The 26,379-nt window shown below is 51.9% G+C and carries 27 protein-coding genes; 19 read left to right on the top strand and 8 right to left on the bottom strand.

Annotated elements, in window-relative coordinates; translation table 11 throughout:
- Positions 1-208: 208 nt before the first annotated feature.
- Complete coding sequence (locus tag EL633_RS22330; RefSeq protein WP_161982344.1) at positions 209-1,297, bottom strand: pentapeptide repeat-containing protein; 1,089 nt, start codon at positions 1,295-1,297, stop codon at positions 209-211.
- A 1,022-nt stretch (positions 1,298-2,319) separates the two neighbouring features.
- Between EL633_RS22330 and EL633_RS22325 the strand changes: the two genes are divergently transcribed.
- The 6 genes from EL633_RS22325 to EL633_RS38215 all read left to right on the top strand — a co-directional run bounded on the left by EL633_RS22325 (position 2,320) and on the right by EL633_RS38215 (position 8,271).
- A complete protein-coding gene (locus EL633_RS22325; RefSeq protein ID WP_126629521.1) occupies positions 2,320-2,532 on the top strand; it encodes a hypothetical protein in 213 nt (70 codons plus the stop codon).
- A gap of 17 nt (positions 2,533-2,549) precedes the next feature.
- Positions 2,550-4,265: a tetratricopeptide repeat protein gene (locus tag EL633_RS22320; RefSeq protein WP_126629520.1), complete on the top strand. Its 1,716-nt coding sequence runs from the start codon at positions 2,550-2,552 to the stop codon at positions 4,263-4,265.
- Positions 4,266-4,441: 176 nt separating this feature from the next.
- Positions 4,442-6,112 (top strand): ISL3 family transposase, encoded by a 1,671-nt coding sequence (locus EL633_RS22315; protein ID WP_126629519.1) that lies wholly within the window; start codon positions 4,442-4,444, stop codon positions 6,110-6,112.
- Between the two features lie 404 nt (positions 6,113-6,516).
- Positions 6,517-7,098, top strand: coding sequence for a hypothetical protein (locus tag EL633_RS22310; RefSeq protein WP_126629518.1), 582 nt, complete (start codon positions 6,517-6,519; stop codon positions 7,096-7,098).
- A 152-nt stretch (positions 7,099-7,250) separates the two neighbouring features.
- Positions 7,251-7,886, top strand: coding sequence for a hypothetical protein (locus tag EL633_RS22305; protein WP_126629517.1), 636 nt, complete (start codon positions 7,251-7,253; stop codon positions 7,884-7,886).
- 106 nt (positions 7,887-7,992) lie between these two features.
- Positions 7,993-8,271: a Tn3 family transposase gene (locus EL633_RS38215; protein WP_126631854.1), complete on the top strand. Its 279-nt coding sequence runs from the start codon at positions 7,993-7,995 to the stop codon at positions 8,269-8,271.
- Here EL633_RS38215 and EL633_RS22295 read toward each other — a convergent pair.
- Positions 8,186-8,845 carry a hypothetical protein gene (locus tag EL633_RS22295; protein WP_126629516.1) on the bottom strand — a complete coding sequence of 220 codons (660 nt, stop codon included), beginning with the start codon at positions 8,843-8,845 and terminating at the stop codon, positions 8,186-8,188. The genes EL633_RS38215 and EL633_RS22295 overlap by 86 nt on opposite strands.
- A gap of 30 nt (positions 8,846-8,875) precedes the next feature.
- On the opposite strand from EL633_RS22295, the gene EL633_RS22290 reads away from it, so the two are divergent.
- Positions 8,876-9,061 (top strand): hypothetical protein, encoded by a 186-nt coding sequence (locus EL633_RS22290; protein ID WP_126629515.1) that lies wholly within the window; start codon positions 8,876-8,878, stop codon positions 9,059-9,061.
- Between the two features lie 396 nt (positions 9,062-9,457).
- Here EL633_RS22290 and EL633_RS22285 read toward each other — a convergent pair whose 3' ends face one another.
- The 3 genes from EL633_RS22285 to EL633_RS22275 form a co-directional block, all read right to left on the bottom strand.
- On the bottom strand, positions 9,458-9,844 hold the full coding sequence (locus EL633_RS22285) for a hypothetical protein (RefSeq protein ID WP_126629514.1): 387 nt from the start codon (positions 9,842-9,844) through the stop codon (positions 9,458-9,460).
- 199 nt (positions 9,845-10,043) lie between these two features.
- Entirely contained in the window at positions 10,044-11,054 is a 1,011-nt protein-coding gene (locus EL633_RS22280) for a glycoside hydrolase family 113 protein (protein ID WP_161982704.1), read from the bottom strand.
- Positions 11,055-11,221: 167 nt separating this feature from the next.
- Positions 11,222-11,857: a TetR/AcrR family transcriptional regulator gene (locus tag EL633_RS22275; protein WP_126629512.1), complete on the bottom strand. Its 636-nt coding sequence runs from the start codon at positions 11,855-11,857 to the stop codon at positions 11,222-11,224.
- Positions 11,858-12,583: 726 nt separating this feature from the next.
- Between EL633_RS22275 and EL633_RS22270 the strand changes: the two genes are divergently transcribed.
- Complete coding sequence (locus tag EL633_RS22270; protein WP_126629511.1) at positions 12,584-13,099, top strand: hypothetical protein; 516 nt, start codon at positions 12,584-12,586, stop codon at positions 13,097-13,099.
- Between the two features lie 157 nt (positions 13,100-13,256).
- Complete coding sequence (locus EL633_RS22265) at positions 13,257-13,967, top strand: hypothetical protein (RefSeq protein ID WP_126629510.1); 711 nt, start codon at positions 13,257-13,259, stop codon at positions 13,965-13,967.
- A 276-nt stretch (positions 13,968-14,243) separates the two neighbouring features.
- Here the strand turns inward: EL633_RS22265 and EL633_RS22260 are convergent, their stop codons facing one another.
- Positions 14,244-16,187 (bottom strand): ATP-dependent nuclease, encoded by a 1,944-nt coding sequence (locus tag EL633_RS22260; protein ID WP_126629509.1) that lies wholly within the window; start codon positions 16,185-16,187, stop codon positions 14,244-14,246.
- 334 nt (positions 16,188-16,521) lie between these two features.
- On the opposite strand from EL633_RS22260, the gene EL633_RS22255 reads away from it, so the two are divergent.
- Positions 16,522-16,746 carry a hypothetical protein gene (locus tag EL633_RS22255; RefSeq protein ID WP_126629508.1) on the top strand — a complete coding sequence of 75 codons (225 nt, stop codon included), beginning with the start codon at positions 16,522-16,524 and terminating at the stop codon, positions 16,744-16,746.
- A gap of 310 nt (positions 16,747-17,056) precedes the next feature.
- On the top strand, positions 17,057-18,061 hold the full coding sequence (locus EL633_RS22250; protein ID WP_126629507.1) for an NAD-dependent epimerase/dehydratase family protein: 1,005 nt from the start codon (positions 17,057-17,059) through the stop codon (positions 18,059-18,061).
- Here EL633_RS22250 and EL633_RS22245 read toward each other — a convergent pair.
- Entirely contained in the window at positions 18,042-18,689 is a 648-nt protein-coding gene (locus EL633_RS22245; RefSeq protein WP_126629506.1) for a transposase, read from the bottom strand. The two genes, EL633_RS22250 and EL633_RS22245, sit on opposite strands and share 20 nt — an antisense overlap.
- A 308-nt stretch (positions 18,690-18,997) precedes the next feature.
- Between EL633_RS22245 and EL633_RS22240 the strand changes: the two genes are divergently transcribed.
- On the top strand, positions 18,998-19,798 hold the full coding sequence (locus EL633_RS22240; protein ID WP_126629505.1) for an alpha/beta fold hydrolase: 801 nt from the start codon (positions 18,998-19,000) through the stop codon (positions 19,796-19,798).
- A gap of 188 nt (positions 19,799-19,986) precedes the next feature.
- Positions 19,987-20,124 carry a hypothetical protein gene (locus EL633_RS36665; RefSeq protein WP_161982342.1) on the top strand — a complete coding sequence of 46 codons (138 nt, stop codon included), beginning with the start codon at positions 19,987-19,989 and terminating at the stop codon, positions 20,122-20,124.
- Between the two features lie 1,144 nt (positions 20,125-21,268).
- Here the strand turns inward: EL633_RS36665 and EL633_RS22235 are convergent.
- Entirely contained in the window at positions 21,269-21,583 is a 315-nt protein-coding gene (locus EL633_RS22235) for a hypothetical protein (RefSeq protein ID WP_126625230.1), read from the bottom strand.
- 239 nt (positions 21,584-21,822) lie between these two features.
- On the opposite strand from EL633_RS22235, the gene EL633_RS36660 reads away from it, so the two are divergent.
- The 6 genes from EL633_RS36660 (at position 21,823) to EL633_RS22210 (ending at position 25,807) form a co-directional block, all read left to right on the top strand.
- A complete protein-coding gene (locus EL633_RS36660; protein WP_161981820.1) occupies positions 21,823-21,966 on the top strand; it encodes a hypothetical protein in 144 nt (47 codons plus the stop codon).
- A gap of 63 nt (positions 21,967-22,029) precedes the next feature.
- A complete protein-coding gene (locus EL633_RS22230; protein WP_126625229.1) occupies positions 22,030-22,341 on the top strand; it encodes a transposase in 312 nt (103 codons plus the stop codon).
- A 29-nt stretch (positions 22,342-22,370) separates the two neighbouring features.
- Positions 22,371-23,192 (top strand): IS3 family transposase, encoded by an 822-nt coding sequence (locus EL633_RS22225; RefSeq protein ID WP_126625228.1) that lies wholly within the window; start codon positions 22,371-22,373, stop codon positions 23,190-23,192.
- Between the two features lie 64 nt (positions 23,193-23,256).
- On the top strand, positions 23,257-23,697 hold the full coding sequence (locus EL633_RS22220; RefSeq protein ID WP_161981819.1) for a Mu transposase C-terminal domain-containing protein: 441 nt from the start codon (positions 23,257-23,259) through the stop codon (positions 23,695-23,697).
- A gap of 536 nt (positions 23,698-24,233) precedes the next feature.
- The gene (locus EL633_RS38210; RefSeq protein WP_246039055.1) at positions 24,234-24,710 is read left to right on the top strand and encodes a TniB family NTP-binding protein; all 477 of its coding nucleotides are present in this window, start codon (positions 24,234-24,236) and stop codon (positions 24,708-24,710) included.
- Positions 24,711-25,567: 857 nt separating this feature from the next.
- On the top strand, positions 25,568-25,807 hold the full coding sequence (locus EL633_RS22210) for a hypothetical protein (protein ID WP_126625225.1): 240 nt from the start codon (positions 25,568-25,570) through the stop codon (positions 25,805-25,807).
- Positions 25,808-26,379 lie beyond the last annotated feature (572 nt).

Here is a 26,379-nt window from a genome sequence, read left to right as displayed (position 1 = left end):
CCAACCACTCAGGAGGTCGATCAAGACCTCACGCTTCATTCAGCACTGTTTTGTAAATTGACAGTCATAGCATCGAGTAAAGGTGGAGAATACCAACAAACTTGCGCCGAGGAACAAGTGGAATGAGTCATCTCATTGCTACCTTAGCCAATATAGGCTTTTTTGGAGTCTTCCCCAACAAGTTCCCGTGCTGTTTCCTTGCTGCCAACTACTTCCCAAAGAAGCGTTGTGTGATTGTAGCAATTAACGTTACCTCGATGATCAGGCCAATGAAGGCTTCGAGGGCGGAGGCAAGGGCGAGGGGATCGCCAGGAGAGAAAGTGCTGGGAAAGAAGCCGCGTCCGTGAAAGGCGGTCATGCTGATTACAAAAGCTTCGTTCCAGAGAAGCTGTGGACCAAGTTGGTGATAGAACACCGTGAAGAAGACGATAATAAAGAGGTAAGCGAGGAAACTGCGTTCAGGCCGATAGCCATAGCCTGCTATGAGAAAAAGGAACCAGGAAAAGAGCCAAGAGCTTAGTGCTTGTCCTCGTTGCCTCAGCTTCACTCTCTGCTGGATCATCTGTAACCAGAAGACACGCCTCTGAAGTCGTTGCGCGTGGTAGGCAAATCGTGTCGCATGTTCATTCAGCCCTTGAGCTTGAAGAGCAAGGGCAAGCTGACGATTAGCCCGAACAGCTTTTTCGTGTTCATCCAATCGTATGGCACGGTCTTTAACTTGCCCATTGAGTTTCCCTTGTAAGGCATCATATTCATCCCTAAGTTTTTTCACCTGTGACCACTTTACCACTGCCAGATTTACATTCTCCCATATAGTGTCAGCTACCCAAGGCCCAATACCTTCCTGGTCACCCATGATCACGCCGGTAAGATAAGCTCCTTCCAATTTAGCGCTTCTTAGATTCGCACCTGCTAACTGCGCTTCTCGAAGATCTGCTCTCTCCAACCGAGCAAATCTCAGATAAGTACCTGTGAGGGAGGCTCCTCTGAGGTCAGCCTCCTCCAAATTTGCCCATCTGAGGTAGGTGCCAGTGAGGCGTGTCCATCGAAGGTAAGCACCTGCTAACTGCGCTTCTCGAAGGTTGGCATTCTCCAACCGAGCTACCGCCCAGTTACGTTGCTCAACTGTTGAATTGGGCCATTCTCGATATGTTAACCCTGCCCGCAAACGAGCCAATGGTAGTTGGTGCAAATCTACATCACGGAGGTCAGCTCCACGTAGATCAAGCCCTTCGCGGCCGCGTTGGCTTTCATCACTCCAGATTACTGGTCCACGTCCATTTTCATGCGTAGCCAAGAGCCACTCCACGTCAGCACGAGAGAGCTTTATCCTATTGAAGGAATAAATTCCCTTATCAATATCAGGACTTGCAGCTCGATGTCTACTCAATTCCCCCTGCCGTTTTGCATCTATCTCCGGTTCTGTTCGCCAAGGTTGGTCCTGTGAAAGCCAATACTGACGCCATTCTTCGGGAGAGGTAGGCAAACGGGACGGTTGGATACGAACGATCTGTGGTATTGGCTTGCTCGGGAACCGCACTCCGAAAAGCTTGCGAACATAGTTGTTCATTGTGGCTTTTCTCCATTGCTGACCCCTCCCCCAACAATTTTCCAGATCCCGTCCCGCCTAACCCATCGCAAAGCGGCGGGTTGCCCCTTCGTTTTGCGTTTGATCCTGTCATGCAGTTTAAAGCAGAGAACGCCACGATGCAGCGCGAGCGTCCGGTTTGCTCCGCACTCAGGGCATTCCCACATCGAAATAGCTTTTCTTGAGGTGGTCTTCATAACCAGATCTTCTCCATCACACGAATATAATACATCGATATGCATCCATGCAGTAAACGTATGACGGAGAAAAAAGTACAGGATCATTTGGAATATATACTACAAGGATATGAACACGCGTCACCGTTCCTCGACGTGGTAGATGGATAGACAAGGGATTTTCAGAATCCCACCGTTTGAGAAAGCGATCTGATTGAATGTATTGCGACAATGTTGCTTCTGTGCGTTTTTTCGTTCTGTTGTAAATCATTTTACTTCATATTGTCTCGTTTTCATGTGATATTTGCCCCTCCTACACGTTCTACATAGAAGAGAGTCAATACGCTGTCTCTCCCCACACTATATTCAGATCGTGTATCACCCAAGGAGGCCCATATGGCAGAGTTCCACCAAGGGCATCAGCACATCGTTGGTCAATAACAAAACGCCGAGACCATCTATAATAGTGACCAGACGCTTACCGTTGCGCCTCCGCAATCCTCGGCTGATCTTGCTAGCTTACTGACGCAGTTACACACCGTCATTATCCAGGCGATGCAGACCGGGTCCCTCTCCCCAACCCTCGGGACCACTGCACAGACTCTGGTTGTTGAGGCGTCGGAACAGGCCACACTTCCGGCTCCCGATAAGCAGCACCTGCTTGACCACCTGAGCACGGTCAAAACCTTGTTGGAGAGCGCGACCGCGGCCAGTACTCTAGTGCCAGCTGTCATCGCCGCTATTGAGGTCGTTCATAAGCTGTTCTAGAAACGAGATCCGGAGCTATGACCGAATTTTGGCAACCAGAGCAGCATGTGCAGGCGCAACAGAACGCCGAGGCCATCTACAATAACCAGGCTACTTATCACACCTATGCGCCCGCGACGCCGATCCCCCAGGTCCCGGCGATCCTGCTGGCCGGACGCACCCAGACGTTTGTGGGTCGTGAGCAGGACCTGGCCTGGCTGCTTCAGCAGCTGCACGACGCCGCACAGACGGTGGGCCGCACCATTGGTATTTGTGGACCGGGAGGCATGGGCAAAACCGCGCTGGTTACCGAGGCGTTGGCCCACCTCGTCACGCAGCCGGACTTTGCGAGCTGGTATCCTGATGGCATCTTCTATCATTCCTTTTACACAACTCCCTCCCTGGAGGGCATGGCCGAGCACCTGGCGCGCCTCTTTGGGGAAGAGCCTGCTGCTGACCCGCTGGCTGCCGCCCGGCGGGTCCTCAGTCGTAAGCACGTGCTCCTCGTCTTTGATGGCGTGGAAGTCTTGTCTGAGGTCCGGCCATTACGCGACCTGGCCGGGCGTGGGACCGTGTTGCTGCTCTCACGGCGCAAAGCTGATGCGCCCGATCACGCCCATCGGCGTGAGGTCGGCTTGTTGTCCCTGGAGCAGGGCTGTGCGCTCCTGCGCGCTGTCGCAGGCTCACGCGCCGCCGATCAGGAGAGCGTCACCCGGTTGGTCCAGACCATCGGCGGCTATCCGTTGGCCCTCCAGCTCATTGGCAGCTATCTCGATACCTCTGGCGAAGAGGTATCCGAGTTTCTCTCCAGCTTTGAGCAGGAGCGGCAGCAGGTCCTGGCCCACCCACACCTGCATCAGGGTGAACATCAATATCAAAGTGTTCACCTGGTCCTGCAGCGCAGTTATGCCGCCCTGGCTCCTCAAGAGCAGCAGGCCCTGGCAGCTATCGGCTTGCTGGCTCTGGCGCCCTTTCCACTGGTCCTACTCCAGCCCATCCTGGAGCGTCCCGAGCAGGAGGTGCGCCAGAGCCTGGGCCGGCTTGTCAATCTCAGCCTGCTGCGGCGTCCGCAGACCGCGTATGAAGTCAGTCATCCCCTCGTCCATACCTTTGCCGTACAGCTGCTTGCCCCTGCCTTCACGACCATTCCAGCAGCAACGCTCCAGCAGTGGCGGACACGCTGGCTGGAGACGCTGGTCAGCCAGTTTACGGCGAGTGATCGCTATGATGCGTCCTTCCTCACTCTCTGGCTCCCCCACGTGCTCCCACTCCTGACCCTGCAGGAACTGACCGCCGCCCAGCAACTCTCTGCCGCAACTGTGTTGAATATGGTGGGAGCACGTACTAGAGCCCAGGGCCAGTATGCACAGGGGGAGCCGCTGTATCAGCGTGCCCTGCACATCTGCGAGCAATGCCTGGGTCCTGATCATCCAAAGGTGGCCTATCCACTTAACGGCTTGGCGATCTTGTACCAAGGACAGGGCAAATCTGCGCAAGCGGAATCGCTCTATCAGCGTGCGCTGCACATCAGAGAGCAGCACCTGGGTCCGGACCATCCTTTGGTGGTTTCTTCGCTCAACGGCTTGGCGACCTTGTATCAAGGACAGGGCAAGTATGCGCAGGCGGAACCACTGTACCAGCGCGCCCTACACATTGGGGAGCAACACCTGGGTCCTGAACACAGGCTCACTCAAAGGGTACGGGACAATTATGCCATCCTCCAACAGGTGATGGGATCGAAGGAGATCTCTTGAGAAACGTTAATCATTATTCATGGAGATTGTTTTCACTTGAACACAACTCCTCCCAGATCTCTTGGAAGCGTTGATGCATGTGTAAATTTGCACATTCTGCGGTTCATGCGCACTTTGTGTGGGAGCTCAAAATGTGATAAAATAAAGGAGGTTTTCTCGCTATTATCTTCCTCTTCATGAAAGTACCAATGGATCTTCTCACAAGCGTCTTGTTTCCTGATAATCCCGATGTGATCATCGAAGATGTGACCATTGAGGACCATGTGTTGATCTTTTCTCTCCGATCAACCCGATTATGTGCAGAGTGCCCAGTATGTGCCTGTTCATCAACCAAGGTGCATGGTTCTTATGTGCGCAAGCCAGCGGATTTGCCTTGCCTGACGTCCTCTGTCCGTTTACACCTCCATGTTCGCCGTTTTTTGTGCCAAAATACCCAGCGCGAGCGCAAAACGTTTGCCGAGTCATTTGCTGGGCTCGTCGTGGCCTATGCACAACGAACACTTCGCCAACCCCATGTATTGCGAGAACTGGCTTTCAGCCTTGGAGGCAAGCCAGGAGCTCACATGGCCGCGACACTTGCATGTCAAGTAAGTCGTGATACCTTATTACGCTTGCTTCGACGAACTCCTTTGCCTCCAACTCCTGTTCCCCAGGTCCTTGGCATTGATGACTGGGCGTGGAGACGAGGGCATACCTATGGAACTATTCTCATCGAACTCCAGCGCCATCAGCCAGTGGATCTGTTGCCTGATCGGGAAGCGGAGATCCTGGCAAACTGGCTGCGCGAGCACCCTGGGGTACAAATTGCCAGCCGTGATCGTGGGGGCAATTATGCAGAAGGACTTCGCGAAGGCGCACCGGGAGCCATTCAGGTAGCCGATCGTTTCCATCTGTTGAAAAATCTGGGTGATGCTGTCCAGAAGCTGCTCACCCGTCATCTTCTTGCTTTTCGCCGAAAGCCTGCCACTAAAGTTTCACAAGAAGGGAACCAAAAGCAGAAAGCTGGTCCTCCCATCAAACAACCTCTCAAGGTCACTCCCGAACTCGCAGCTATTCGAGTGGTGAGAGAAGAGGAACGGCTGGCTCGCTATGAACAAGTCATCACGCTGCGAGAGCAAGGATGGTCTCATCAAGCCATAGCAGATCGTCTTGGCATGGGCTCCAGCACGGTTCAGAGTTGGTTAGCAGCAGGGCACTTTCCCAAACGCAAATCCCGTCAACAGTCGAGTAAACTTGATCGTTTTCTTCCTTATCTCCAGCAAAGAAGGGCTCAAGGGTGTTTCAATATGGTCCAGCTTCATCAAGAGATTCGGGAAAGAGGATATCAGGGGTCATATGAGGCGATGAGGCATATTCTTTTGCGTGTTTTCCCAAAAGAACAGAAATGGCAACGCATTCCCTCCGAGAAAGATGTGCAGCCTCATGTGGCTCTTTCCCCGCGAGAGGCCATGTGGCTTTTTCTTCGTCGACCTGAGAAGCTGACAGCAAAAGAGCAACACTCTCTTGAACATCTGTGTCAAATCCATGAAGAAGTCGCTCTGGCCTACCAACTCGTTCAGCAATTTGCCGAGATGCTGCGCACGCGCTCTGGAGGCCAGCTTGATGCCTGGCTGGATGCCGTCCTTGCAACGTCGCTGGCGGATCTTCATTCCTTTGCTAAAGGCATCAAATCGGACATTGAGGCAGTTGAAGCGGGCTTGATCCTGCCTTGGAGCAACGGCATGGTTGAAGGCCAGGTGAATCGACTCAAGTTGATCAAACGACAAATGTATGGACGAGCTCATTTTGATTTGCTCCGTCTGCGAGTTCTTCATCACGATGTGTCTTCCCACACAAAGTGCGCATGAGCCGTTTAAAGTTCGTATTTACAGCAATATGATACTTGTTGATACTTAAAATGATACCTAATGATCTATTCTGAAAGAAGAAAAATTAGGTAGTATTGAAGCATGGAGAAAGAGGAGAACGAAGAGTCTTCATCATTCCCTTGCTCTCTTCTATCGGCATCTTTCGGCCAAGCAAACACACTCTAATGTTTGAAACAGTGTAAAGATGATGAGGAAACGATGTGAAAACGAAGTGGAGTACGGTAGCGGTTTGAGCTCATACTAGAGAAGGCGTAAGAACGATATGGAAACGATCACTACGCTCTTATTGATCTCAACGTAAAGAACTAAAGAGCATGAGGCTTAGATACATTTGCACTGCTAGTCCCTGTAGTTTTACTACTCGGGGGAGGGAAAAAGATTTGATGAGAAAAATAGCAAAGATATGGATTGTTTTGCTTGGGATGATTATTTTAATCTGTGGTCTTTCTCTTCCTGCATCCGCTCATACGAAAATGAGCAGCCAGCAATACAAGGTCACAGCCTTGTCGTATCCAGGAGATTACATAGAATGTGTACCTACTCGTCAAGATGGATCTCCTGATGGATATGGGGTGGGAAATGGATGCGGTGGAGGTTCATTCCCCTGGAAGGTAACAACTGCTTCTGACCCCACCTGGACAGCAACCTGGGTTTTGGGTTTGTCTGAAGAGCGAGAAACTGCATGTCATATTTGGGCTTATATTCCTGATAATTATGCAGGTGCTCCCCATGCTCGTTGGGATGTTTGGACCACTGATAATGACGGATTGAATGCCCATTGGGAAGGATGGCGAGGATATTACATTAACCAGAACAATATTACTGGTTGGGTTGACTTAGGTAGCTATAACAATACAAATTCAACCTACTACAGTGGTTTTAAAGTGACGTTAAGCAACCAGGATGATTTAGGGGTAAGTGGATGGTATATTGCAGCAGCTGCTCTTTCTTTTTCTTGTAGCTAGTTTTAAATACTTTGCTTATATAGATAGGATTAACAGCTGTCACCGCATGTACTCACGTGCAAATAGCGAAAGTAAAACGTTTCCAATTCTGGACGATCCGTAGAAATGGGGTTCGCCCCTAAAAAGTAAAAAAGCAAGAGAGGGAAGTAGTTTTGCGTACCAACATTTTTTTGTCGAGAAACTTTTCGAGAAGATCAAGAGCAATCGTATGTTTATTTGTACTGTTCATTTGCATAAGTGTACCAGTAGCTCTTTTTCCTTCTACTGCTCATGCATCAACCCAAGAACATTTTGCGCTAGTACACCCACATGATGTTCCTGGACAACCTGGAGAAGCTATCGATTGTCCCCCTTATATCACTCAAAATGGCGATGCAGATGGATATGGGACAGGGAATGGATGTGATAATGGAACGTTCCCCTGGAAATGGACCACCGCTTCTGATTCTACCTGGACAGTACGGTGGGGTCTTCGCTATAGTGAAGATGGCGAAAGGTCATGCCATATTTGGGCTTACATTCCTGACAACCATGCAGGCGCGCCTCATGCCCGTTGGGATGTTTGGACAGTTGGTCAAGTTGTGTCGACTCCTCACTGGGAAGGGTGGCGAGGATACTATATCAATCAAAATGACGTGACTGGTTGGGTTGACTTAGGAACCTACTATAATACCAGTGGAAGTTTAGATTCAGGCTTTTTTGTGACGATGAGTAACCATGATGATCTCGGTGTTAGCGGCTGGCAAATTGCAGGAGCTGCTCTTTCTTTTACATGTGTACAGGCTTAGCGTCTATAACGAACATTTACGCCCTATCCTACTGAAAAATGGTGGTCCTTTTTATTAAGGGCCGCCAAATTAATGTATGATTTGCCTAATGATAAGATGATGCCCCATTATTTCCGGTGTCCCCCGTATCAGCTCCTCACTTGATAGAAATCTGTATACCTGTCAATCGGTTTCTGATCAAGGTCCCTTCAACGAACTGATTGCCTCTCCGGTACGGGCCAAATATATCATCGAGCACTGGGAAGAGATGCAACGTGTCGCCTCATTGTTTCGTCATGAGTCCGTTTCGGCGTCGCTCCTCATGTGCCAATTGTGTGCCTACTGGAGTTTTCCCTTCGTTCCAGTCGATGTGACTGGAACGAAGAGGAAACTCGCTTTTGGTTGATGGATGAGGGAAAGACGGGTGAGAAAGAGTCAGGCTGGTGTGCTGGAGGTGGCTCTGATCGATCCTGCCCGACGTTTCTTTGTCCAAGAATGCGTGAGTTGGGTGCCATTTCTCCGACAAGCTCCCAGCATCTATCCAGCATCTCGCCACCTTTTATCCGACATGCTCTTGTCTGGTGCGATGATGAGTGGTGGTGTGAGTGCATGGTGAGAGGAGGCGTCAGGAAATCCATACGATATCGTATTTTCTTGCCGAAGGCGTCATCGGAGAGCGGCCCATGGGGATAGAGGGAGAGGACGGAGGGTGGAGGACCAGGTGTTCGCTGGGTCATCCAGGTATGGATGGTGCCACCGACAGCCATGCCGACGAGAACGGCATGAGCTTTTTCCGGGCTCATGGCCTGTGCGACTTGCAACCAGGCCTCGTTGGCCTGACGCCAGGCTTCGCAGGGGCGCTGAAAGCGTGGAGCATCATGGTGGACGGTTTGTTGCATGATGGTTTCACTGTCATGGATGATTGTTTCCATTTCGTGGATAAACGCATGTCGTTCCATGGTGGTGTGTGCTGAATGCATTGTCTGCTCCTTTCGTGAAGGTCCTATTGGTTGGCCGAAGTGAATCAAGAGGAGTGTAGCACCTATGGCAAACACAGCCTGGTTGTCTTTTTGCGGAAACGTGTCGTTGCGACGACAGAGGTACGCATTAAGGATGGTGAGCGGAGATGGTTTCTCTTGATGTCTGGATCCCACGTTCCTGGAGAAGCGTTCAAGCCGTGGTGGAAACGGCGATGATGGGAAGCGCCCCGCGGGAATTGTGAGAGGAGGCGTCAGGAAATCCATACGATATCGTAGGAGTTTGTATGGAAGATCGTACCTGGTCTAGGGGCAAGGGCGAAGGAATGAGCGACTGGGTTGGAGATGATTTAGGAATGGAAAGGTGTTGAGACGATCCTGCAGAGTGTAAGGGCTCTCAGGATGCTTCATGAGCCAGATCCCTCTCGCACAGAACATCTGATGCAGCAGCTACGGCAGTGGCGCCGAGAGGAAGGAGAGCGTCGGGTTGGTTGGGTAGAGATCCGTGAGGTGAACGGGAATGGCTCCTATGTCTCCTATAGTGGGCTAGAGGAAGGAGAGCGCAAAATGCGCCCCGTGTCGTATGGTCGAGGGGATCGGTTGTTGTCTGAGTTGTTACTGGAGGTTGTGGCCATAGCAATGGGAGAGCTGAGACATGGAACGGAACAGGAGGAAGGCTGGAGAGGAGAGCGAAAAGTGGTGAGGTGCCTCCTCTTTTTGTGCCTCGGCTTGGCCAGTTTGTTCCTCAATCCCGATCCTCATGGTGTCTGTGGATTGGCGCGACAGGCGGCAAGCAACCACTGGAGAACGGCTTCTCGCAGCTTGGCTGGGTGACCATGTCTTCCGTCCTGCTTGCAACAGGCGATACGCGGTTGATCGACTGATCTGAAGCCCTGCTATTGTAGCGGCCTTGTGCCAGGGAGATCCTGCTTGCATGAGCGAGATCAGAAGCACTTTCACGATCTTCGAGGGTTCAAGGCTTTTCTCATCCTGCTCTTCCATATCGTGTTTTCCTTTCTATCCAACCAAACACATGCGAGACGGCACTGTGTTCTCTTTTCGTCTCAGCCATGAAGCATGAGCGTACAGTCTCTCCTGGAAACATTATGAGCCTGCATCCATGACGTTTCCAGGAGAGACTACACATACGTCATCAACCAGTGACAGCACGAAGAGAGTTGCTCATCCAGTACTGAGGCGATCATCCGTGGTAGTAGTCGGCGAGTACTGTGAAGGCCACCTTGGGTTCCCAGGGCATGTCGGGGTAGGTGTCACCAAGGCGGTGTTCCAGGACCTTAACCACGCCCCAGCTAGCCATATCGAGGTCTTCGCGGGGATCGCTGCGGTGCGGCAGGCCGTAGCAGACGAAGGTGCACACGAAGGCGGCGTCGACTCCCTCCGTGATGAAGATGTCCAGCAGCTCGCGCATGTAGGTGGCTTGCTCCTGCTCGTCGCGGATGTAGTCGCCGTTGAGCCGCACCGGGGTGGTCCCGTCGTACTCGACGATCTCCCCGCTTCGTGCGCCGTTGTCTGCCGCACCGCGGTGGGGGGTGCAGCCGAACTCAGTGATCGCGACCGGCTTGCCCTGTGTGACCAGCGTGCGGATGCCCTGCTGGTAGATGTGGGCGACCTCCTTCGCGCGGTGGGCGTCGACCGAGATGATGTCGAACGGCGTCCAGTCGACGCCCTCGAACGGGATGGAGGCGTAGGTGACTTTGCCACCGAACCGCTCGCGGACTGCGGTGACGGCTCTGGCGAGAAAGTCGTTGATGTGGGCGGGCAGCCCGGAAAGCCTCTGAAATGTCTCCGGTTGTCGCCGAAGCAGATTGCCGACCCGCTCCTGGAGGCTGTCTCCGGGCAGGAACCCGATGTTGAACAGGCTCAACTCGGCACCAGTGACGAACACGACCTCGGCTCCCCGGCGGCGGATCTGCTCTGCGCGCTCTGCGCCGTCGGCGAGCAGATTGAGCATCTCCTCGGGGCCGAGCTGGTAGGTGAACGGCGAGAACCAGACCTCCAGGCCCAAATCGGCGGCGTGGCGCGCAGCGAACTCGAGCCGGTCCAGGTCATTACCGAACAGGCGCACTGCGGTGCAATGCAGGTCGTCGCGGATGATCTGCAACTCGCGCCGGACAACCTCGTGGTCGAACGGCCGGCGGGTGACGCCGTCGAAACTGAATCCGGCGTCATAACCGATGCCCTTTGCTCGCAGGGATCGTTTGTGCTGTACGACTGATTCGGCGTTACTGAGTTTCATACCTGTTTTCCTTTCGGACACTTTTTTGCTTCATACATGAAAACGAAAGAAAAGGACAAGAGGACATCAGAACATAGTATCCACTAAAGCACTATTTCCTTCAGCCTCACTGCCTCGCTGCTCTAGGATTGTTCTGAGGCTTTCTTCTCTTCTGTTGAGGGCTGAAAAAGTCTCAGAACGATCTGGGCATCAGGAACATAGGTGCGGAATTGTTCTGGATCTCGCAGAGCCCAGCGAGTGAGGCCATCAAGACAGGCGCTCATCACCGCTACCAGTTGATCTGGGTCACCCAGCGCAACCGAGCCTTCGGCTTGGCCCTCGACAATCAGTTGTCTCATCGTCGCCAGCAGCATTTGATAGCGTTTGCTGAGCAATTCACGTATCTCCTCGGGCATAACATCCGCATCGAGGGCATGATTAATCAGTTGATGGGCCTCAAGTGGTTCGCGCTGCCCACGTGCTCCCACGATACTCGAAATCAGCGTAGCAAGACGTTCCCCCGGTGTTCCAGGCATCTCCACCAGTTTCTGGAACGCGGCAGAATCGTCCGGTATTGTCTGCTTGATCAGCTCAGAGAAGATAGCCTCCTTGTCAGCAAAGTAGCGATAGGCCAGTCCGAGACTGATTTGAGCTTCAGCGGCAATATCCGTGATCGTCGCCTCCATCCCTTTGCGAGCAAAGACCCGCCTGGCACTCTCCAGGATCTTTGCACGCTGCGCTTCGCGGATCTGTTGATTCGCTTCTGTCGTTCGAGGCATTTCACTGTCCTTTTCAATGAATGAAATTTTCTTTCATTGATAAATATACCTCTTCGGTCTATCCTTGTCAAGCGACAGAGCAGGAGATGTGCAGAGGAGAAAAACGACCTGCCTTCAAAGGAGAATGTGGAGAGTGCGGGATGGGATCATGGTGAGAGATGATCGTTGCGGATCTATGGCGCGAGATTGCGATGAGGGAAAGTTGTTTCATTCTAGATGTGCAGTGTTAGAACTGGCCCGAGACCCTGATAGTGTCCGCTCTCGAAAAGATGCTCCGGCGTCATTTCCTGGTGTTGTGTATGGGCACGCGTGTTGTGAGGGCCATGTCGCCGTTTTCGTTGTTCCGCCACCTGAAATCTCCGTTCCATAAACCTGAACATATCTATGTGAACCAATTATAAGGGATTACAGAATAAGCCTCAAGAGCTTCAAATATCTCGAAGAAAATATCTTTAAGGTACTACTTGCTCCGCCTCAACACTCCATGGCATGTTGCCCACAGTGTGTGCAATCACGACCTGCCCGTATCAGCATGCAGCGGAAAAAAAGATGATACCGGTCTGTTTTCAGGAATTTATAGGTCAGTTAGAGGTTTTTTCAGGTTTCTTTACAGGCGCTTTCAGGGTGGTTTCCGGTGGTTTTTTAACGCGATAAGTACACTCAGGAAAAGGAGTGCGATATTGCCTCGCGTGATATCAGTTGCTATGAGCGAAAAGGATGGAATGCATGAAGAGAGCGCATCGAGCGTGGTGGGTATCCGCGCGCGGATTGGTGATGAGCCTCCCCTTGTGGGTTGGCATTTTCCTCGTATTGGGGGCGGCGGCCCCGCCTCCTGACCTGTGGTTTGGTTCTTCGCCGGATGCCACGACATGTGTGGTGACGGTGGATCGTGGTATCACCGGGACGGTGATTCGGCTGGATGCCTGTGCCCAGACTTGGTTTGCGCAGGCCTCCGACGGGATCGCGGTTCCCGAGTTTCAGGTGGTATATCAGAGCCATATGGGGGGGATTTCCTTGTTAGATACGCCGCAACCCCTTTCGGATCAGGCAGTGCAGGCGGTACGCAACACCCTGGATGTGCATGGGGATGATTTCCGTCAGGATGATCGCTTCTGCAGAAAGATGCGGGCGAGCCTGACGATCAGGCAGGTATATCTGGGCAATTTCTGGAATGATCTGAATGATCCTTCCCAGTGGGTGCTCGATCATGTGGGGACGGCGCAGTTTCAGTCTGGGTGTTGATCCGTTCCACCGAGGGGTGTTTGATGCAGAATGGTGAGACGAGGGACGAGTGTGCGCAAACCTGCGCGTGTGGAAAGGTCAGGATGTGGGATACCGACTCGTTGGTGCGTCAGCATGCTGTGGGGATGGGCGTTGAGGTGGAATGTGCAGGCGGTGTGTGGCGAAGAGAGGCGTTGGCATAGGCGACGCTGGTGCTGAGGTTGCAATGCATCTGGACGCGGCTTACGTGCAGACAGCAGATGGATGTCCCGCTGCTGTCTGCTGCTTTGTGTCTCTGGCCAGCACCGTCTGGAGGGTTCGGTGGTCGAGAGAGCAAGTGGAGCTACTGTGTGCGCTGTGTCGGATTCGGCAGCAGCAGGGTGTGCGCTCTCTGGCGATCCAGTGTAACGTGCCGGTGTGGGTATGGATATACTGGGGAGAGGCATATGGCGTGGGGGTGGGGCAAGTGCAGCGAGCGATGCAGACGTGGGCGCAGCGGCGTTTTCCAGGCCGGATGAAGGAGATCAAACATGCAGCGCGACACCTGGTGGAACTGGTGAATAACGACACGGAGGGAGGGCGACGGCTGGCGCAGCGAGAAGTGGAAGCCTGGTTCTCATCCGGAGCGCATGACATGGACGAATTAACGGATCGTTTGTGGCGCGTGTACCAGATTACGATGGCATTGCACATTTTTAGCTTAGCGGTGCCACCGGTGGCGAAATACGCTGATGTGTTTCCGTCTGTGGAACCTGCGGCCAGTGGAGAGGTCAGTTTGGTGGATGGCCCGGCAGGGGTCTCTGTAAAGAGCCGATCGAAAGAAAAACATCAGCGAGTGCGGAGGAGAACGTTTGGTGGTGAAGAGCATTCTGGTGGAGAGTCTGGATAATGGGCGTGTATTCGAAAAGGTTGAAGAAGATGTGGCTGAACAGGAACATCTTCTTTTTGTTCGGATGGGGTTTTGATGCGTTGTACGCACTTTGTTCAGATATAGAATGTTTCTGGATGTGGTACCGCTCAAACATGAGACTGCTAGGCTGCTGGCAGTCTCATGTTTGAGCATGCAGGTGGACGTTGAGATTGCTAGACGTCTCACCAGATGATGGCCGATCAAAAGTCAGTGCTATACAATGACTCGTGAATATGCACATTTGTATATAGACAGCTAAGGTAACAGCGCATTAATATCAACAAAGAGTTTGGCAAAGTGTTCGAGCGCGGCGTCTACCTTGCTAGTTGGTATTTGCTCTGGATGTTCAAGCAGATATTTTGCTGGAGCATAGTGATCGTATTCAGGTACAGTAGGCGGTAGCCTCATAAAGTGCTGCTTTACTTCTTCAGTTACACGTTCACTGCCTTCTGCTGGCCGCTCGGCGGGAATGCGATGCTTACCAGTAAGCTCGTAGGTGTGATTAACGAGATTAACGTAAAAATCCCTTCCAAGGACATCCTCTATATCTGCTTCTTTTGCATTGTTGCTATATTCTTGAGCTGTTAGTACATGGCCTTTTCGGAGTAAATCCGATTCGCGCAGTTCTTCCACCTTCTTTTTATCACCTTTCCCATAATCGGTGAGTACTGCAACATGCAACTTATTACCGCCAAATAGAGACATGAATGAAAAGACTTTAGCGATGCCGCCACATGGCGTGATAGTCCACCTCTTATCGAGACCTTTATGGCCACGAGCGGTAAGCTGCGACGAAGCCCATTGGAGGTAGTGTAAATCAGATGGCCCTTCTACTAACAGGCAATGCTCGCCTATAAACATGTTTTGTGTGATGTCATATCCTAATGCGGCTTGTAAGGGGAATAAGGTATCGCTATCAGTACTTAATACGTTGTCACCAACTTTTGTGCCAAGAATCTCATCATCTTTTGTGACGACATTCTCTACTGTGCGGCAGGAGAGTAAATTGTATGCTTCAATCATAAAGGGTGAATGGGTTGTATAGATCACTTGGTATTTTGGTACTAATTCTTCTCTTATGAAGCGCAGAAGATCATACTGTGCTTTGCCATGAAGGCTTAAACCTGCCTCATCAAGCAAAACGATTAAGTTATCGCCATATTCGCGTTGCACTTCCGAAAACCAAACCAAAAAGGAGAAAAACCACACAAATCCAGTACTACGTTCGCTAAGGTTAATGGTTGCCTCGTGTCGGGTATTCTCTATGCGTGTTTGGAAGACTTTGCCCAAATTAAAGGGGGTAACATCGCCAGGGCTCGCTTCGCCGTAAAAAAAGCGCACTTTAAGATGCTTATTTTGTGACCAGTATTTAAAGATACGTTTGGAGATACGGCTCTGCACTGCTTCTAATTTACTGATAAGCTCTTCCGATCTATTAATTTCAAGTAACTTTTGCGGTGTAGTACCCACCATAGATAAAAGGGCGATAAAGATCTTCGATCCATCAATCTGATTGAGATTCCCATATGTTTGGGCATTGATGAGTTGGTCAATTGATACACGACCTGGCAAAACGTCGTATTGAGAGTAGTATACAAATTTTGGCAGCCGTTTCTCTAAGTAAGCTATGATATGCCTCAGCAGGTTTCCTTCAGAGAAGCGGTTTTCAAGCTCAGCAAGGAAGGTTTGGTGACGGGCACTTGTTTCTTCCCCCAAATCGCGCAATGCTTTAAAGAGAGCATCTGTGTTTTGAGGGGTACCAAGTGCTTTTCTGTCTTCCTCCTCAAGCCCACTCTTATTAAGTAGTGAAGTAACAGCTTTGTCATAATCCAGGGATATATCCCAGTCAAGTTTGTTATTATAATTTTTAGTGATTTTAATCACTGGAGATTTTAGAACAGGCTCAGGTGTCGATTTATTGATAAATTCTATTTCCTCATTGTCAAGCTGCCATTCAGTTTCCAATGCGGTGGCTACTTCGCCAGATTCCTCGTATTCTGACCAGTTCATGCGTGGATATTCAGTGAGGCGAAAGTTAGCTCGGCTAGCATCTGTCGAATTCAGTTTCTCAAGGGCCTCTAAAATGGCTGTCTTACCCGATTCGTTTTTTCCGACGAGGCAAGTAAGATCATCTACGGTAAACCAGTTTGAGTCAAGAATGGATTTAAAATTTATCACGCGCACTCTGTGTAACTGCATAATCCCACCTTCTATAATAATCTTACCTACTATTTAATAATAGTAATGTTAGTAAGTAATCTATCCAAATAGGACAAAAGGATATTTTTGAGATTAATTCAACAGAAGTAGAGTTGCCAGACTCGTGGTTGATGAGGCTCATGCCTGCTACGTCAATTCCAGAGTTGAGGGTTGTAGATAGCATCTTCCTGATGAATGCATTGGCTATCGTGCACAAAGGCGGCAATAACTGGGTCCCATAGTGGCGAATCTACCGGTGTGGAGAGGATGTGGAGGGTAGAGTCTGGGTCATTGTCTGGTAGAAGCGCTCAATATTGGAAAGAGCGATCCCTTTTTGAAGTGCCAGGAGGATGTGCTGGCATTCGCGTTCAAGTCCGTGAAGCACGACTTGGGGCTTGGCGAGTCCATTGCTCAAGTTGAGTCTATGGCTGAGGGTTTTGGTGACTTCTGGATACGAGGTGGCATGAGTAATTTCGAGAATGGGGAAGGAGAGGGAGCCCTCATGGGCGATGGTGGAGGTAATGATAGCTTGTCGGAGAGCCGTAATGGATCTTTGTAGTTCATTATTTGGTCATTATATGGATGAGTTGGTGCGGCAAACTATCAGGTGTCTGTTTTGTCGGACTAGTAGTCAGTCCATTTTGATATTGACAAGGATGAAGCGTTCATGGAACCCAAACCTTTTTCCTTCCGAAATCCCCACTCATAGCCGACTTTTCTGCATTGCTGAGTCATGTATGCCTCAGAGCATATGCTGATAGCATTGTTCCCTTGCAAACATCTGCTATCAGCATATATTTCCTCTTTTCACTCAGAGAGAGACTCGTGTATCATTTTGTACAGAGTACATGAGAGAAAGAGAAAAAAACATGAGGCTTCTTCTTTTTGGCGGGACTGGTTTTCTGGGTCGCCATCTTGTTCAGACAGCGTTAGAGCACCAACATACAGTGACACTCTTTAATCGTGGACAGACGCATCCTGAACTGTTTCCGCACGTGGAACAACTCCATGGCGACCGCAAGAGCGACCTCCAGGTGCTCCATGGACGCACCTGGGATGCAGTGATCGATTCCAACGGGCAAAATCCGCTCCAGGTACGCGAAAGCGCCAGCCTGCTTGCTGAGAGTACTCAGCACTATACCTTTATCTCTACCACTTCGGTCTACGCCGACTATACCGTCTCGCCTATTGATGAACGCTCACCTGTCTGCAAACTGGAAGATCCCACCAGTGAGGACACGACGCCGGAAACCTATGGTGCGCGCAAAGCGCTCTGTGAACAGTACGCGGAGCAAGCACTGCCCAACCGCGTGTTGGTTATTCGTCCCGGCCTCATTGTGGGACCGCATGATCCCACTGATCGCTTTACCTACTGGCCGCATCGTATCGCCCAAGGTGGGCAGGTTCTCGCGCCCGGTGATCCAGAACAGCCTGTTCAGTTCATTGATGTGCGTGACCTTGCGGCGTGGAGTATTGCCATGGTCGAAGCACGCCAGATCGGTGTCTATAACGCGAAAGGACCTGATGGTCCCTTACCAATACGCCAGTTTTTAGAACGGTGTCGCGAGGTGAGCGACCGCGAGGCACAGTTTGAGTGGTTAGACGAACAGTTTCTTCTGAAACACGAGGTCATGCCCTATCTTCAATTGCCACTCTGGGTACCCAGCGAGATGGTTGGCTTTCCACGGGTTGATTGTCGGAAAGCGATTACTGCAGGTCTGCGCTTTCGTTCGCTGGCTGAGACGATTCAGGACACCTTCGTTTGGGACAAGACACGCTCAACAGACTACGTATTGCGTGCTGGTCTCACGTCTGAACAGGAACAACAGCTTTTACGCGAGTGGTATCTGGCAGTCAATTCAGGTCGTTTTTGATCTCAGGATAGAGATCATGTAGTTTCTCACGAGCGTCATGGGAAGTAAAACGCCAGGAAATGGTAGCGTGTTGCGCATTGCGCTTGAGTTCCAGCGTGTTGATGCGCCGACGCAACGTTCCCAAGCAATCCACGCGCCGCGACAAGCAGCCACGCTGGAAAATGCTGATCTCGATTTCGGCCATATTCAGCCAACTCCCATGCTTTGGAGTGGAATGAAACTCGATCCGCCGCAGGATACGCCGCGCTTCTACGGGGGAAAAAGCTTCATAGAGGGCAGCAGGCGTATGGGTATTGAGATTGTCCTGCACAATGCGAATAGACTCTGCCTCTGGATAGACGTGATCGACCAGCCAGCGAATCCGTTCGGCATAATCGAGCTTCGTACGCCGCTCAGTCATCTCCACATGACGCCACCCGGCCAAAGGCTCGACCATAAAAAACAGGTTGGCTGTATCCAACCGCTCGTATTCATAATCGATCCGTTCGGGCTGCCCAGGTTCAGGGGGCTGCGGAGTACGGACAATCAGCGTGCAGGATAGCGTCTGATGATGCCTTCCCACGACTGGTATATTGCGGATACTGGTTGTTGTCCCAGGGAGGTGGTAAATAAGGAGAAGAGCAAGCAACTTTTAAGGGTCATGCACACATTCAGTAGAAAAGCTCATCAGCATATGATGCTACTGTTCCAGTTGATGCTCAGGGAGACAAGTATTCCTCGCTAAAGTAAGCGGCCTCTACCGAAAGTGAGCAAGACCCACTTTTAAGGCGAAAGGTGAGCAATCGGCACGAAGAGTGAGCAGTGGCACTCGTCTTCCAAGCAATGCCGCTTTTGATGAGGTTCCATCTTTCAATAACTGGTAAATGAGACCTCTCCGATTTGGCGGTGGACACTCAGGATAGATCTCTCACAAATTACTTACAAAAGGAGTTTTTTATGACAAACACGACGAACCATCCGATAGGAAACTACGCCGCGGTCAATGGAATCAGCCTGTACTATGAGGTTCATGGGCAGGGCTCACCCTTGATCATGCTTCACGGTGGCTTTGGGAGCTTTGAGATGTTTCGCGCGTTTTCTCCCGCGCTTGCGGCTTCCCATCAGGTCATTGGCGTTGATCTGTATGGGCATGGACACACCGCCCTCACGGATCGCCCTCTCCGCTTTGAGTATCTGGCTGACGATATCGCTAGCCTGATCGAGTATCTCGGACTCGAAAAAGCCGACCTGCTTGGCCTTTCTCTTGGTGGTACTGTGGCTCTGCAAACCGCCATTCGCCATCCAGAACGGGTTGACAAACTCGTGCTCATCTCTGCCCCCTTCAAACGGACTGGCTGGCATCACGAACATCAAACAGGTATGGCAGCCATCACTCATGAGAACTTTCTCAATACTCCCATCTATGCTGACTATCTGCGTGTTGCTCCCAAACCAGATGATTTTCCTCGCTTAGCCGCCAACATGCGGGAAGCTATGACTCAGGACTATGATTGGACCGAGCAGGTCTCCGCATTGAAACCCCCAACGCTGATTATCGCTGGCGATGCTGATGGGTTTTCTCCCTCGCATGCCGCAGCGTTTTTCGCTCTCCTGGGCGGCGGCTTAAAGGATGCTGGCTGGAATGGTGAACATCTCATCCCATCGCAACTCGCCATCTTGCCTGGTGCCACCCATTACAATATCCATCTCCGGGCTGATCTCCTGCTCCCAGTTCTTGTTCCTTTTCTTGGCGAATGAGAGCCTGTTATGGGTGAGCTTTGAGTCAGGAGAGAGTCAATGGACACGTTGTCGAGAGAGAAACCCTATCGGGAGCAACCTTGTCTCGAGAACAAACGCTTCTGTCCACTCTTCACGCCAATTGCTTACCTTTGGCCTTAAAAGTTGCTTGCTCTTCGTCTTATTTACCACCAACAGGAGCGCTACACTTGCAGGACGGATCGCCGCTACGCACAGTTGACCAGCGTATCTGGGATCTCATCGCCGGAAAGCGGGAACTGTCTGATGTCGCCATCGATGGGCAGTACACGACAACTGACACGACGAAGTATTTCATCATAGGGTGAATAGGAGGATGTAAAACCGTCGCTGAGGCTTTTCTGTCGACGAGATGAGTGGTTGGCAGTGGGCATGAACAGGAGCGGCCGCCTGGTCCAGGTCCATGAATCGGTCTTTATCCTGCATGCATGACTGGAACATCTGAGGGGAGGGTAGGGAAGGCCAGAGGGAATGCGGCGGCAGCTCTTGGTGTTTGTCTCCGCTTCTCTCTCTGCTCTTTGGCTCGGCCAGTCCGTTGCTCAATCCCGATTCTGCTGGTGTTGTTCCTCTGTGTGGAGAGGATGGGAAGGAGCGAAGGGAGACAGAGAGTGTTTCTCTCAAGGAATCATGTGTGGATGACAGTGCCCGCAAGAGAGCTCATGGTATGAATGGCGTTTCTTCTTCCCATCCTCGAGACGATAGCGAAGCGTTTTCCACCCAGAATCTGGCAGAACACCTGGAGAGAATGATGTTTTGAACGGGGAGAGGTTCATGCTCATCGCTAATCCCTCCCGGCCAGATGCTGGTATGTGCAGAGTGAGAAGTATTGCATGGTAGGATGAATATGAGGAGATGGAACCTCCTCTGAGGGTCCGGTGCTGGCCAGGGAATGGCGGCAGCGGTCTCCGACTGACAGGTGGCCGTGGCCACTCACTCACTCTGCGAACCGGTGCGCCACCAGTGCTCCCAGCTGCGCCCTCGTCGCTTTCCCCGCTGGTAGATCCTTTCCCCATGCCAGGGCTGCAATGTGTCTTGCTCCCCTGGTTACATTGATGGCCCTGCCCCTTTGCAGCTTCTCGCCTTGTCACAACCTGGTTGGAAACCTGTCGCTCTGGAGGACCTATTGACAGCAGAAAAGGACGCGAGTAAATGCGAAAAATACATGAGGTCTTTTTTTCGTGGTGGCATGGGGAGAAATAAGGAGGAGGAGAAAAGGGAGGGAAAGCGCATGGGGAGGGGAAGGAAGCAGGGTGAGGCAGGAGAAGGAACGTTCAAAAAGCGAAGAAAAAAGCAGACCAAAAACAAATGGAATTGACTGTGCCAGCCTCCTTGTGTCATTGCTTGATCGATAAATGAGATGAATGTGTGAACACTATGTGAGAGGGGAACCAGGTGAGCAGGACTGGTCAGCTTGCCAGTCCTGCTCACTGCTGTGTGAGAGGATGCTGGTCGCTATGGCTCCCCCTGGGTACGAAGGAAGGTGGCCAGCTGGGAGATGTGGATGGTGTGATCTGGGAAAGCCGTAAGCAGGTGAGCGACGATGCGCTGGAGATCGGTGTCGAACTGCTGGGAGCGTGGCAGAGGCATGGCTTGCAGGCGTGTCCAGAGGGCGTCTGTCGAAGGATCGCGCAGGCCGAGCAAGGCGCGTTGGCGTGTGAGCGAGAGGCCGGTACGCTGGCGATAGAGGTGGAAGGCATGGCCGAGAAAGCCAGGGGCGCTGGCGGCGTGGGCATACCAGGTGGTGAGGATGGATGTGTCGTCGATCATCAGAGTGTCCTTTCAGTGGAGCCGCCAGAAGCGGCGTTTTCATGTTGTCTCACGTGAGTCATACAGCCGCAATATGAACGTGTCGCACGAAGAGAGGCGAATTTGGGGAACAGGGAGAAAATTCGTGGAAGGGTGCGCAAGAGGAGTGGCGACTGATCACCGTATCGGTCGCCCCTCCTTTGTGTTCAGTGCGCGTTCGCGTCTTCTGAGAGGAGCGTGGAGAGGGCGGCCTGGTCGTCGTGGAAGCGATGTGCGAGGTGGGCTACGTCCTGATTGGTGGCCGGGAGACGGCAGAGGTGCAGGTGCGTCAGATTGCCAGGCGAGCATCGCAAGAGCGTGGCAAGATGTGCATCGGTGAGGCTATGACGCTGTTGTGTTGTTGATGCCGTGCGAGGGCTGTAACGTACCTGGTAAAATAGACAGTGAAAGAAGAGAGGTACGGAAACATGACAGGGAAACGAAAAACCTATACACCCGAATTTAAATTCAAAGTCGTGATGGAAAGCTTTCAGCGTGAGACGACCCTTGAAGAAGTGTGCCGGAAATTTGGTTTGGCCAGCTCAGTGATCAGCCGATGGCGGCAAGAATTTCAGCAAAAAGGGCCAGAGATTTTTGCCGATCAACGCGATCACAAAACGCGCAACCAAGCACAAGGCTATGCACCAGGAGAATCACCTGAGGAGTTGAAACAGCTCATTGGCGACCTGGCGGTTCAAAATGAACTGCTAAAAAAATCCCGGGGGCTACTAGGCAATTAAGCGCACATGAGAAAGTTGAGATCGGGCGTATGCTCTGCGCTTCTGGTGGTCCGATCAATAAAAGTCAACTCGTCCGCGCCCTTGGCATTGCTCGCAGCAGTCTGTATCTGCATCCCAAGCGGCCTCACCTGGATAAAGCGTTGGTTGTCAGCATTGAGCAGTGGCATGAACACGATGATACACTCGGACATCGCAAGCTTGCGGTGCTCATCAAGACCGGAAAAAATCGCGTCAAACGGGTGATGCAGAAATATGGCATCGCTGCTCGGCGCAAAAAGAAAAAGTACATCTATCCAGGTAAGGCGACGCACACGGCTCCCAATCTTGTCCGAGAGATGACCGAGGAGAGTCTGCAAAAGGTGGTGTTTTCCGACATGTTTGAAGTCCATCTCGCTGATCAATCACGTGTGCGAGGGTGTTTTGCCCTCGAGAAGCAGACGCGCCAGATTCTCGGACTGGCATTTGATTATCATATGCGGGCAGATCTGGTGACCAGTGTCATTGAAACAATGACGTTCCACGCTCCAGGAGCCATTTGGCATAGCGATCAAGGAAAACAATATGGGGCGCAAAGCACACGAGAACTGCTGTTACAGAAAGGGTTTCTTCAATCGATGAGTCGTGCAGGAACGCCGACAGATAATGGATTGGCCGAGCGTTTCGTTGGGACCTTCAAGTTAGCGGTGGCTGAACGCCGTTCCTATCGAACGCTGGGTCATTTCTTGCGAGCAGCAGAATCGTGGGTCAATTTTTACAATAGGATACGTCCTCATGAGGGCTTGGGAAATTGTTCACCGTTACATTATGCTCAAACACATCAGTTGCATATGGCTCCTTTCATTTCCTTATAGGAGTGTCTCTTTTACTGGGTACTTTACAGGGAAGATCGAGCGTTTTTTTCGGACGGTGGAGCAGTTGTTTGCGGAGCGAGAGGCGGGATATGCGCCCAAAGGGGAATGGCCGAAGAAGGCAGGGAAGGAACCGAGGCGAGAGCGGGCAGGGATTGAGAGCCTGGAGGAAGTGGAGCAGCGATTTCGCCGATGGGTGATGGAGGAATATCACCAACGCGAGCATGGGGAACTGGGAATGAGTCCGAAGGAGAAATGGGAAGGAGGAGGATTTTTGCCACGGATGCCCGAGAGTGTGGAGCAATTGGATCTGCTGCTAGTGACGGTGGCCAAGAAGAGACGGGTGCAGCAAGATGGAGTGTCGTTTGAGGGGTATCGGTACATGGATCCGACGTTGTCGGGGTATGTGGGGGAGGATGTGGTGCTGCGATATGATCCAGCGGATATGGCTGAGGTGCGTATTTTTGCGGAGGATCGGTTTGTATGTCGAGCGGTGTGTCCAGAATGAGCGGGAGGGCAGGTGAGTTTAAAAGAGATTGTGGCAGCGCGTGTGGAGCAGAGGCGAGAGGTAGAGAGAGCGTTGAAGGAAAGACAGGGAGCGGTGAGGCGAGTGAAAACGGGAGTGAAACGAGGGGTGAGTGAGGAGAAGCATGCAGGAGGGGTGCCGGGAGAAGGATCGGTGGAGGCGGAGAAGCCGAGCGGGGAAGAACCTGGGCGGGTGACGTTGAAGCGATATTTTAATGAGTAGGACGTGGAAGCAGAAGGGAGCCGAGGATGGTGGATGGACGAGGCAGGTTTGTGGAAACGAGGGAATACTACCGGTTCGTGGAACTGTGTGAAAGTTGCCGGAGAGGCAGGACAATGGGGATCTGTTGTGGGGTGACGGGAGTGGGCAAGACGAGAGCGGCGAAGCAGTATGCGCAGTGGGAAGAGATTGAGCCGTTGTTGACGTGGAGAGGGGTAGTGGAACCATCGTTGTCGCCGGAGAATCCGAGGCCAAGAACGGCGGTATATACGCCGCGAGCGAGGGTGACGCCGCGACAGATGGAGCATGAGATCCGGTTGCTGAGATGGAGTTTGCGGGTGATCGGAGTGGATGAGGTGGACCGGTTGAAGCCCCTGGCACTGGAGGTGCTGAGAGATCTGCACGAAGAAAGCGAGGTGGGAATGATTCTGCTGGGGTTGCCCGGGCTAGAGAGAAAGCTGTCGAGATATGCGCAAGTGTATGGGCGTGTGGGATTTGTGCATCAGATGAGGGCGCTGGGAGTGGAAGAGCAACGGCAGATCTTGTTGGAGCAAGTGGAGAGGATAAGTGAACGGCGAGTAAATGCGAGGGAACCATTGCAGGTGGATCAAGAAGCGCTGGCGACGATGATCCGGATGACGGAGGGGAATTTTCAACGGCAGAAGCATGTATTGATGCAAATCGAGAGAATCGTGCAAATTAACCCGCAGGTGGATGTGGTGAGTAAGGAGGTGGTAGAGGCAGCGCGGGAGCAACTGGTGTATGGGCGAGGGTGAGCGCGAGAGGGGAAAGGCAAGCAGAGAAGTGCGAAGACAGGAGAGGTATCGAGCAGGTGCCTCTCCTTTGTGTATCCTCATGCACCTACATTGTTTGGATCCTGGGAGGAGAGGATCGCGTTTGAGGCAGTCGAGATCGCTGGGAATGGGTTTGATTGTCTTGGGAAATGCGCGGTGGTGGAGAGTGGGCCGGAGGGGATGCTGCTGCTGCTGGAAAGAGTTTTCTTTGTCCTGTGTCCTGTATCCCCTGGGCAGGTGTGTGCTGTGTTCAGATGGATAATTTTGTATACGGAGATATATTTCATCATATGATGAATAGATGTAGGTGAAATGCTGTTGCGGCTTTTCTGTTGACGTGATGAGTAGTTGGCAGTGGGCAGGAACAGGAGCAGCAGCCTGGTTTAGGTGTAGGGATCGGTCTTCATCCTGCAAGACTGGAATGTCGGAGGAGCAGCGCTGCTGCTGGGAACCTGTCTGCGTGGCATGTGGGGAGGGAGAGGAAAAGAGAGGGAAATCCTCTGATGAATGCAGAGCATCATCTCGTGATATCCATGGATCAGAACACATGCGCCTGGCTGAGAACAGAGGCGGTAGATGATCCCCAAGGAGATGTCCATCTGCTAGCTGCACCTCTGCCTGGTGGGGGATGTGCCATGGTGTCGAGCTAGAGTTGTTCGCGGTGCCGTCCGACGGGGAGTACCCGAGCTTGTGTCTGACATTGGGAGAACAGATGGTGGGCAATCAGTGTGATGGGCATTCGTGGAATTGGCTGGCCAGACACATGAAACCTGGGTGGATGGCTCGAAACTGGAGGTGCTGTCGACAGCATCCTCAAGTACCGAAGAGAGCTCTGCTTCTTGGAGTATTCCGATGCTGGAGCGGATCGTGTTGACGCCAGAGAACCCCTCGATGAAACAGGTGTGTTCCAGCTGGTACGTGGTGGTATCAGCATCATCGTGGTGCATGGCCCTGGTTCCTTCACCCAGTTGAGCCGTAACGTGATGTCCATCCTGGCATGGATGAGCTTGCCCCCAGTGGCGATGTTTGTCGCTGGGAGATTGATGACACCATGGTGTGGTAGCGTGTGCTGGAGGTGACAGGAGGGAAGTGCAATACGTTTGATCACCCCGAAGAGGCTGCCCAAGTCTGGGTATGTTGCCGCTAGAGAGCCTCCCCAAAATGCAAGGCGCGTAGCGGCCTGAGCATGAATATTTTTGGGGGCATGAATGCGTCCTTTTTTGGAGAAAATGGCCTGGCTGAAAGGATAGTATCTGTTGAAATACAGGCTTCACTGTCACTTCCAGGCCATTCATGTTTTCTGTTGGAGAGTGTAAGCGCGACAGCGCGTTGAGTCTGCCAATTCCCTATTCCAAAGGAGGTGGTGAGCTGAGGAGTGGCAGAAAGGACAGTAAAATATGCTAGAGAGCTGATGGGCGTAGGGAAAAAGAGGGATCTTAGCACCCTTAAGAAGAAAAGTACTGAAAAGAGCATATTATCTATTTATAGAGATATAAGAGTAAAAAGAGTTAAAATGATTATACATATAAATTCCAATAATACAATACTTTGTTGATAGAGTATCAAGTTAGCTAGCAATAGAATGATGAAGTTCGAGAGGAGCGACAGCGACTCGATCGAGCGACTGCGACAGCAGGAGCGCGCTGCCCCC

Origin of the sequence: Dictyobacter alpinus (genome assembly GCF_003967575.1) — a bacterium.
Lineage (GTDB): Bacteria > Chloroflexota > Ktedonobacteria > Ktedonobacterales > Ktedonobacteraceae > Dictyobacter > Dictyobacter alpinus.
Note: the sequence above shows the minus strand (reverse complement) of the source record. Positions and strands in the feature narration are given on the sequence as shown.

Bases quoted from the DNA above. Each gene is read 5' to 3' on its own strand.
- EL633_RS22325 (WP_126629521.1), top strand. From the start codon at position 2,320: ATGCAGACCGGGTCCCTCTCCCCAACCCTCGGGACCACTGCACAGACT.
- EL633_RS22320 (WP_126629520.1), top strand. From the start codon at position 2,550: ATGACCGAATTTTGGCAACCAGAGCAGCATGTGCAGGCGCAACAGAAC.
- EL633_RS22315 (WP_126629519.1), top strand. From the start codon at position 4,442: ATGAAAGTACCAATGGATCTTCTCACAAGCGTCTTGTTTCCTGATAAT.
- EL633_RS22310 (WP_126629518.1), top strand. From the start codon at position 6,517: ATGAGAAAAATAGCAAAGATATGGATTGTTTTGCTTGGGATGATTATT.
- EL633_RS22295 (WP_126629516.1), bottom strand. From the start codon at position 8,845: ATGCATTCAGCACACACCACCATGGAACGACATGCGTTTATCCACGAA.
- EL633_RS22285 (WP_126629514.1), bottom strand. From the start codon at position 9,844: ATGGAAGAGCAGGATGAGAAAAGCCTTGAACCCTCGAAGATCGTGAAA.
- EL633_RS22275 (WP_126629512.1), bottom strand. From the start codon at position 11,857: ATGCCTCGAACGACAGAAGCGAATCAACAGATCCGCGAAGCGCAGCGT.
- EL633_RS22270 (WP_126629511.1), top strand. From the start codon at position 12,584: ATGAAGAGAGCGCATCGAGCGTGGTGGGTATCCGCGCGCGGATTGGTG.
- EL633_RS22260 (WP_126629509.1), bottom strand. From the start codon at position 16,187: ATGCAGTTACACAGAGTGCGCGTGATAAATTTTAAATCCATTCTTGAC.
- EL633_RS22250 (WP_126629507.1), top strand. From the start codon at position 17,057: ATGAGGCTTCTTCTTTTTGGCGGGACTGGTTTTCTGGGTCGCCATCTT.
- EL633_RS22240 (WP_126629505.1), top strand. From the start codon at position 18,998: ATGACAAACACGACGAACCATCCGATAGGAAACTACGCCGCGGTCAAT.
- EL633_RS22235 (WP_126625230.1), bottom strand. From the start codon at position 21,583: ATGATCGACGACACATCCATCCTCACCACCTGGTATGCCCACGCCGCC.
- EL633_RS22230 (WP_126625229.1), top strand. From the start codon at position 22,030: ATGACAGGGAAACGAAAAACCTATACACCCGAATTTAAATTCAAAGTC.
- EL633_RS22225 (WP_126625228.1), top strand. From the start codon at position 22,371: ATGCTCTGCGCTTCTGGTGGTCCGATCAATAAAAGTCAACTCGTCCGC.
- EL633_RS38210 (WP_246039055.1), top strand. From the start codon at position 24,234: ATGGAGCATGAGATCCGGTTGCTGAGATGGAGTTTGCGGGTGATCGGA.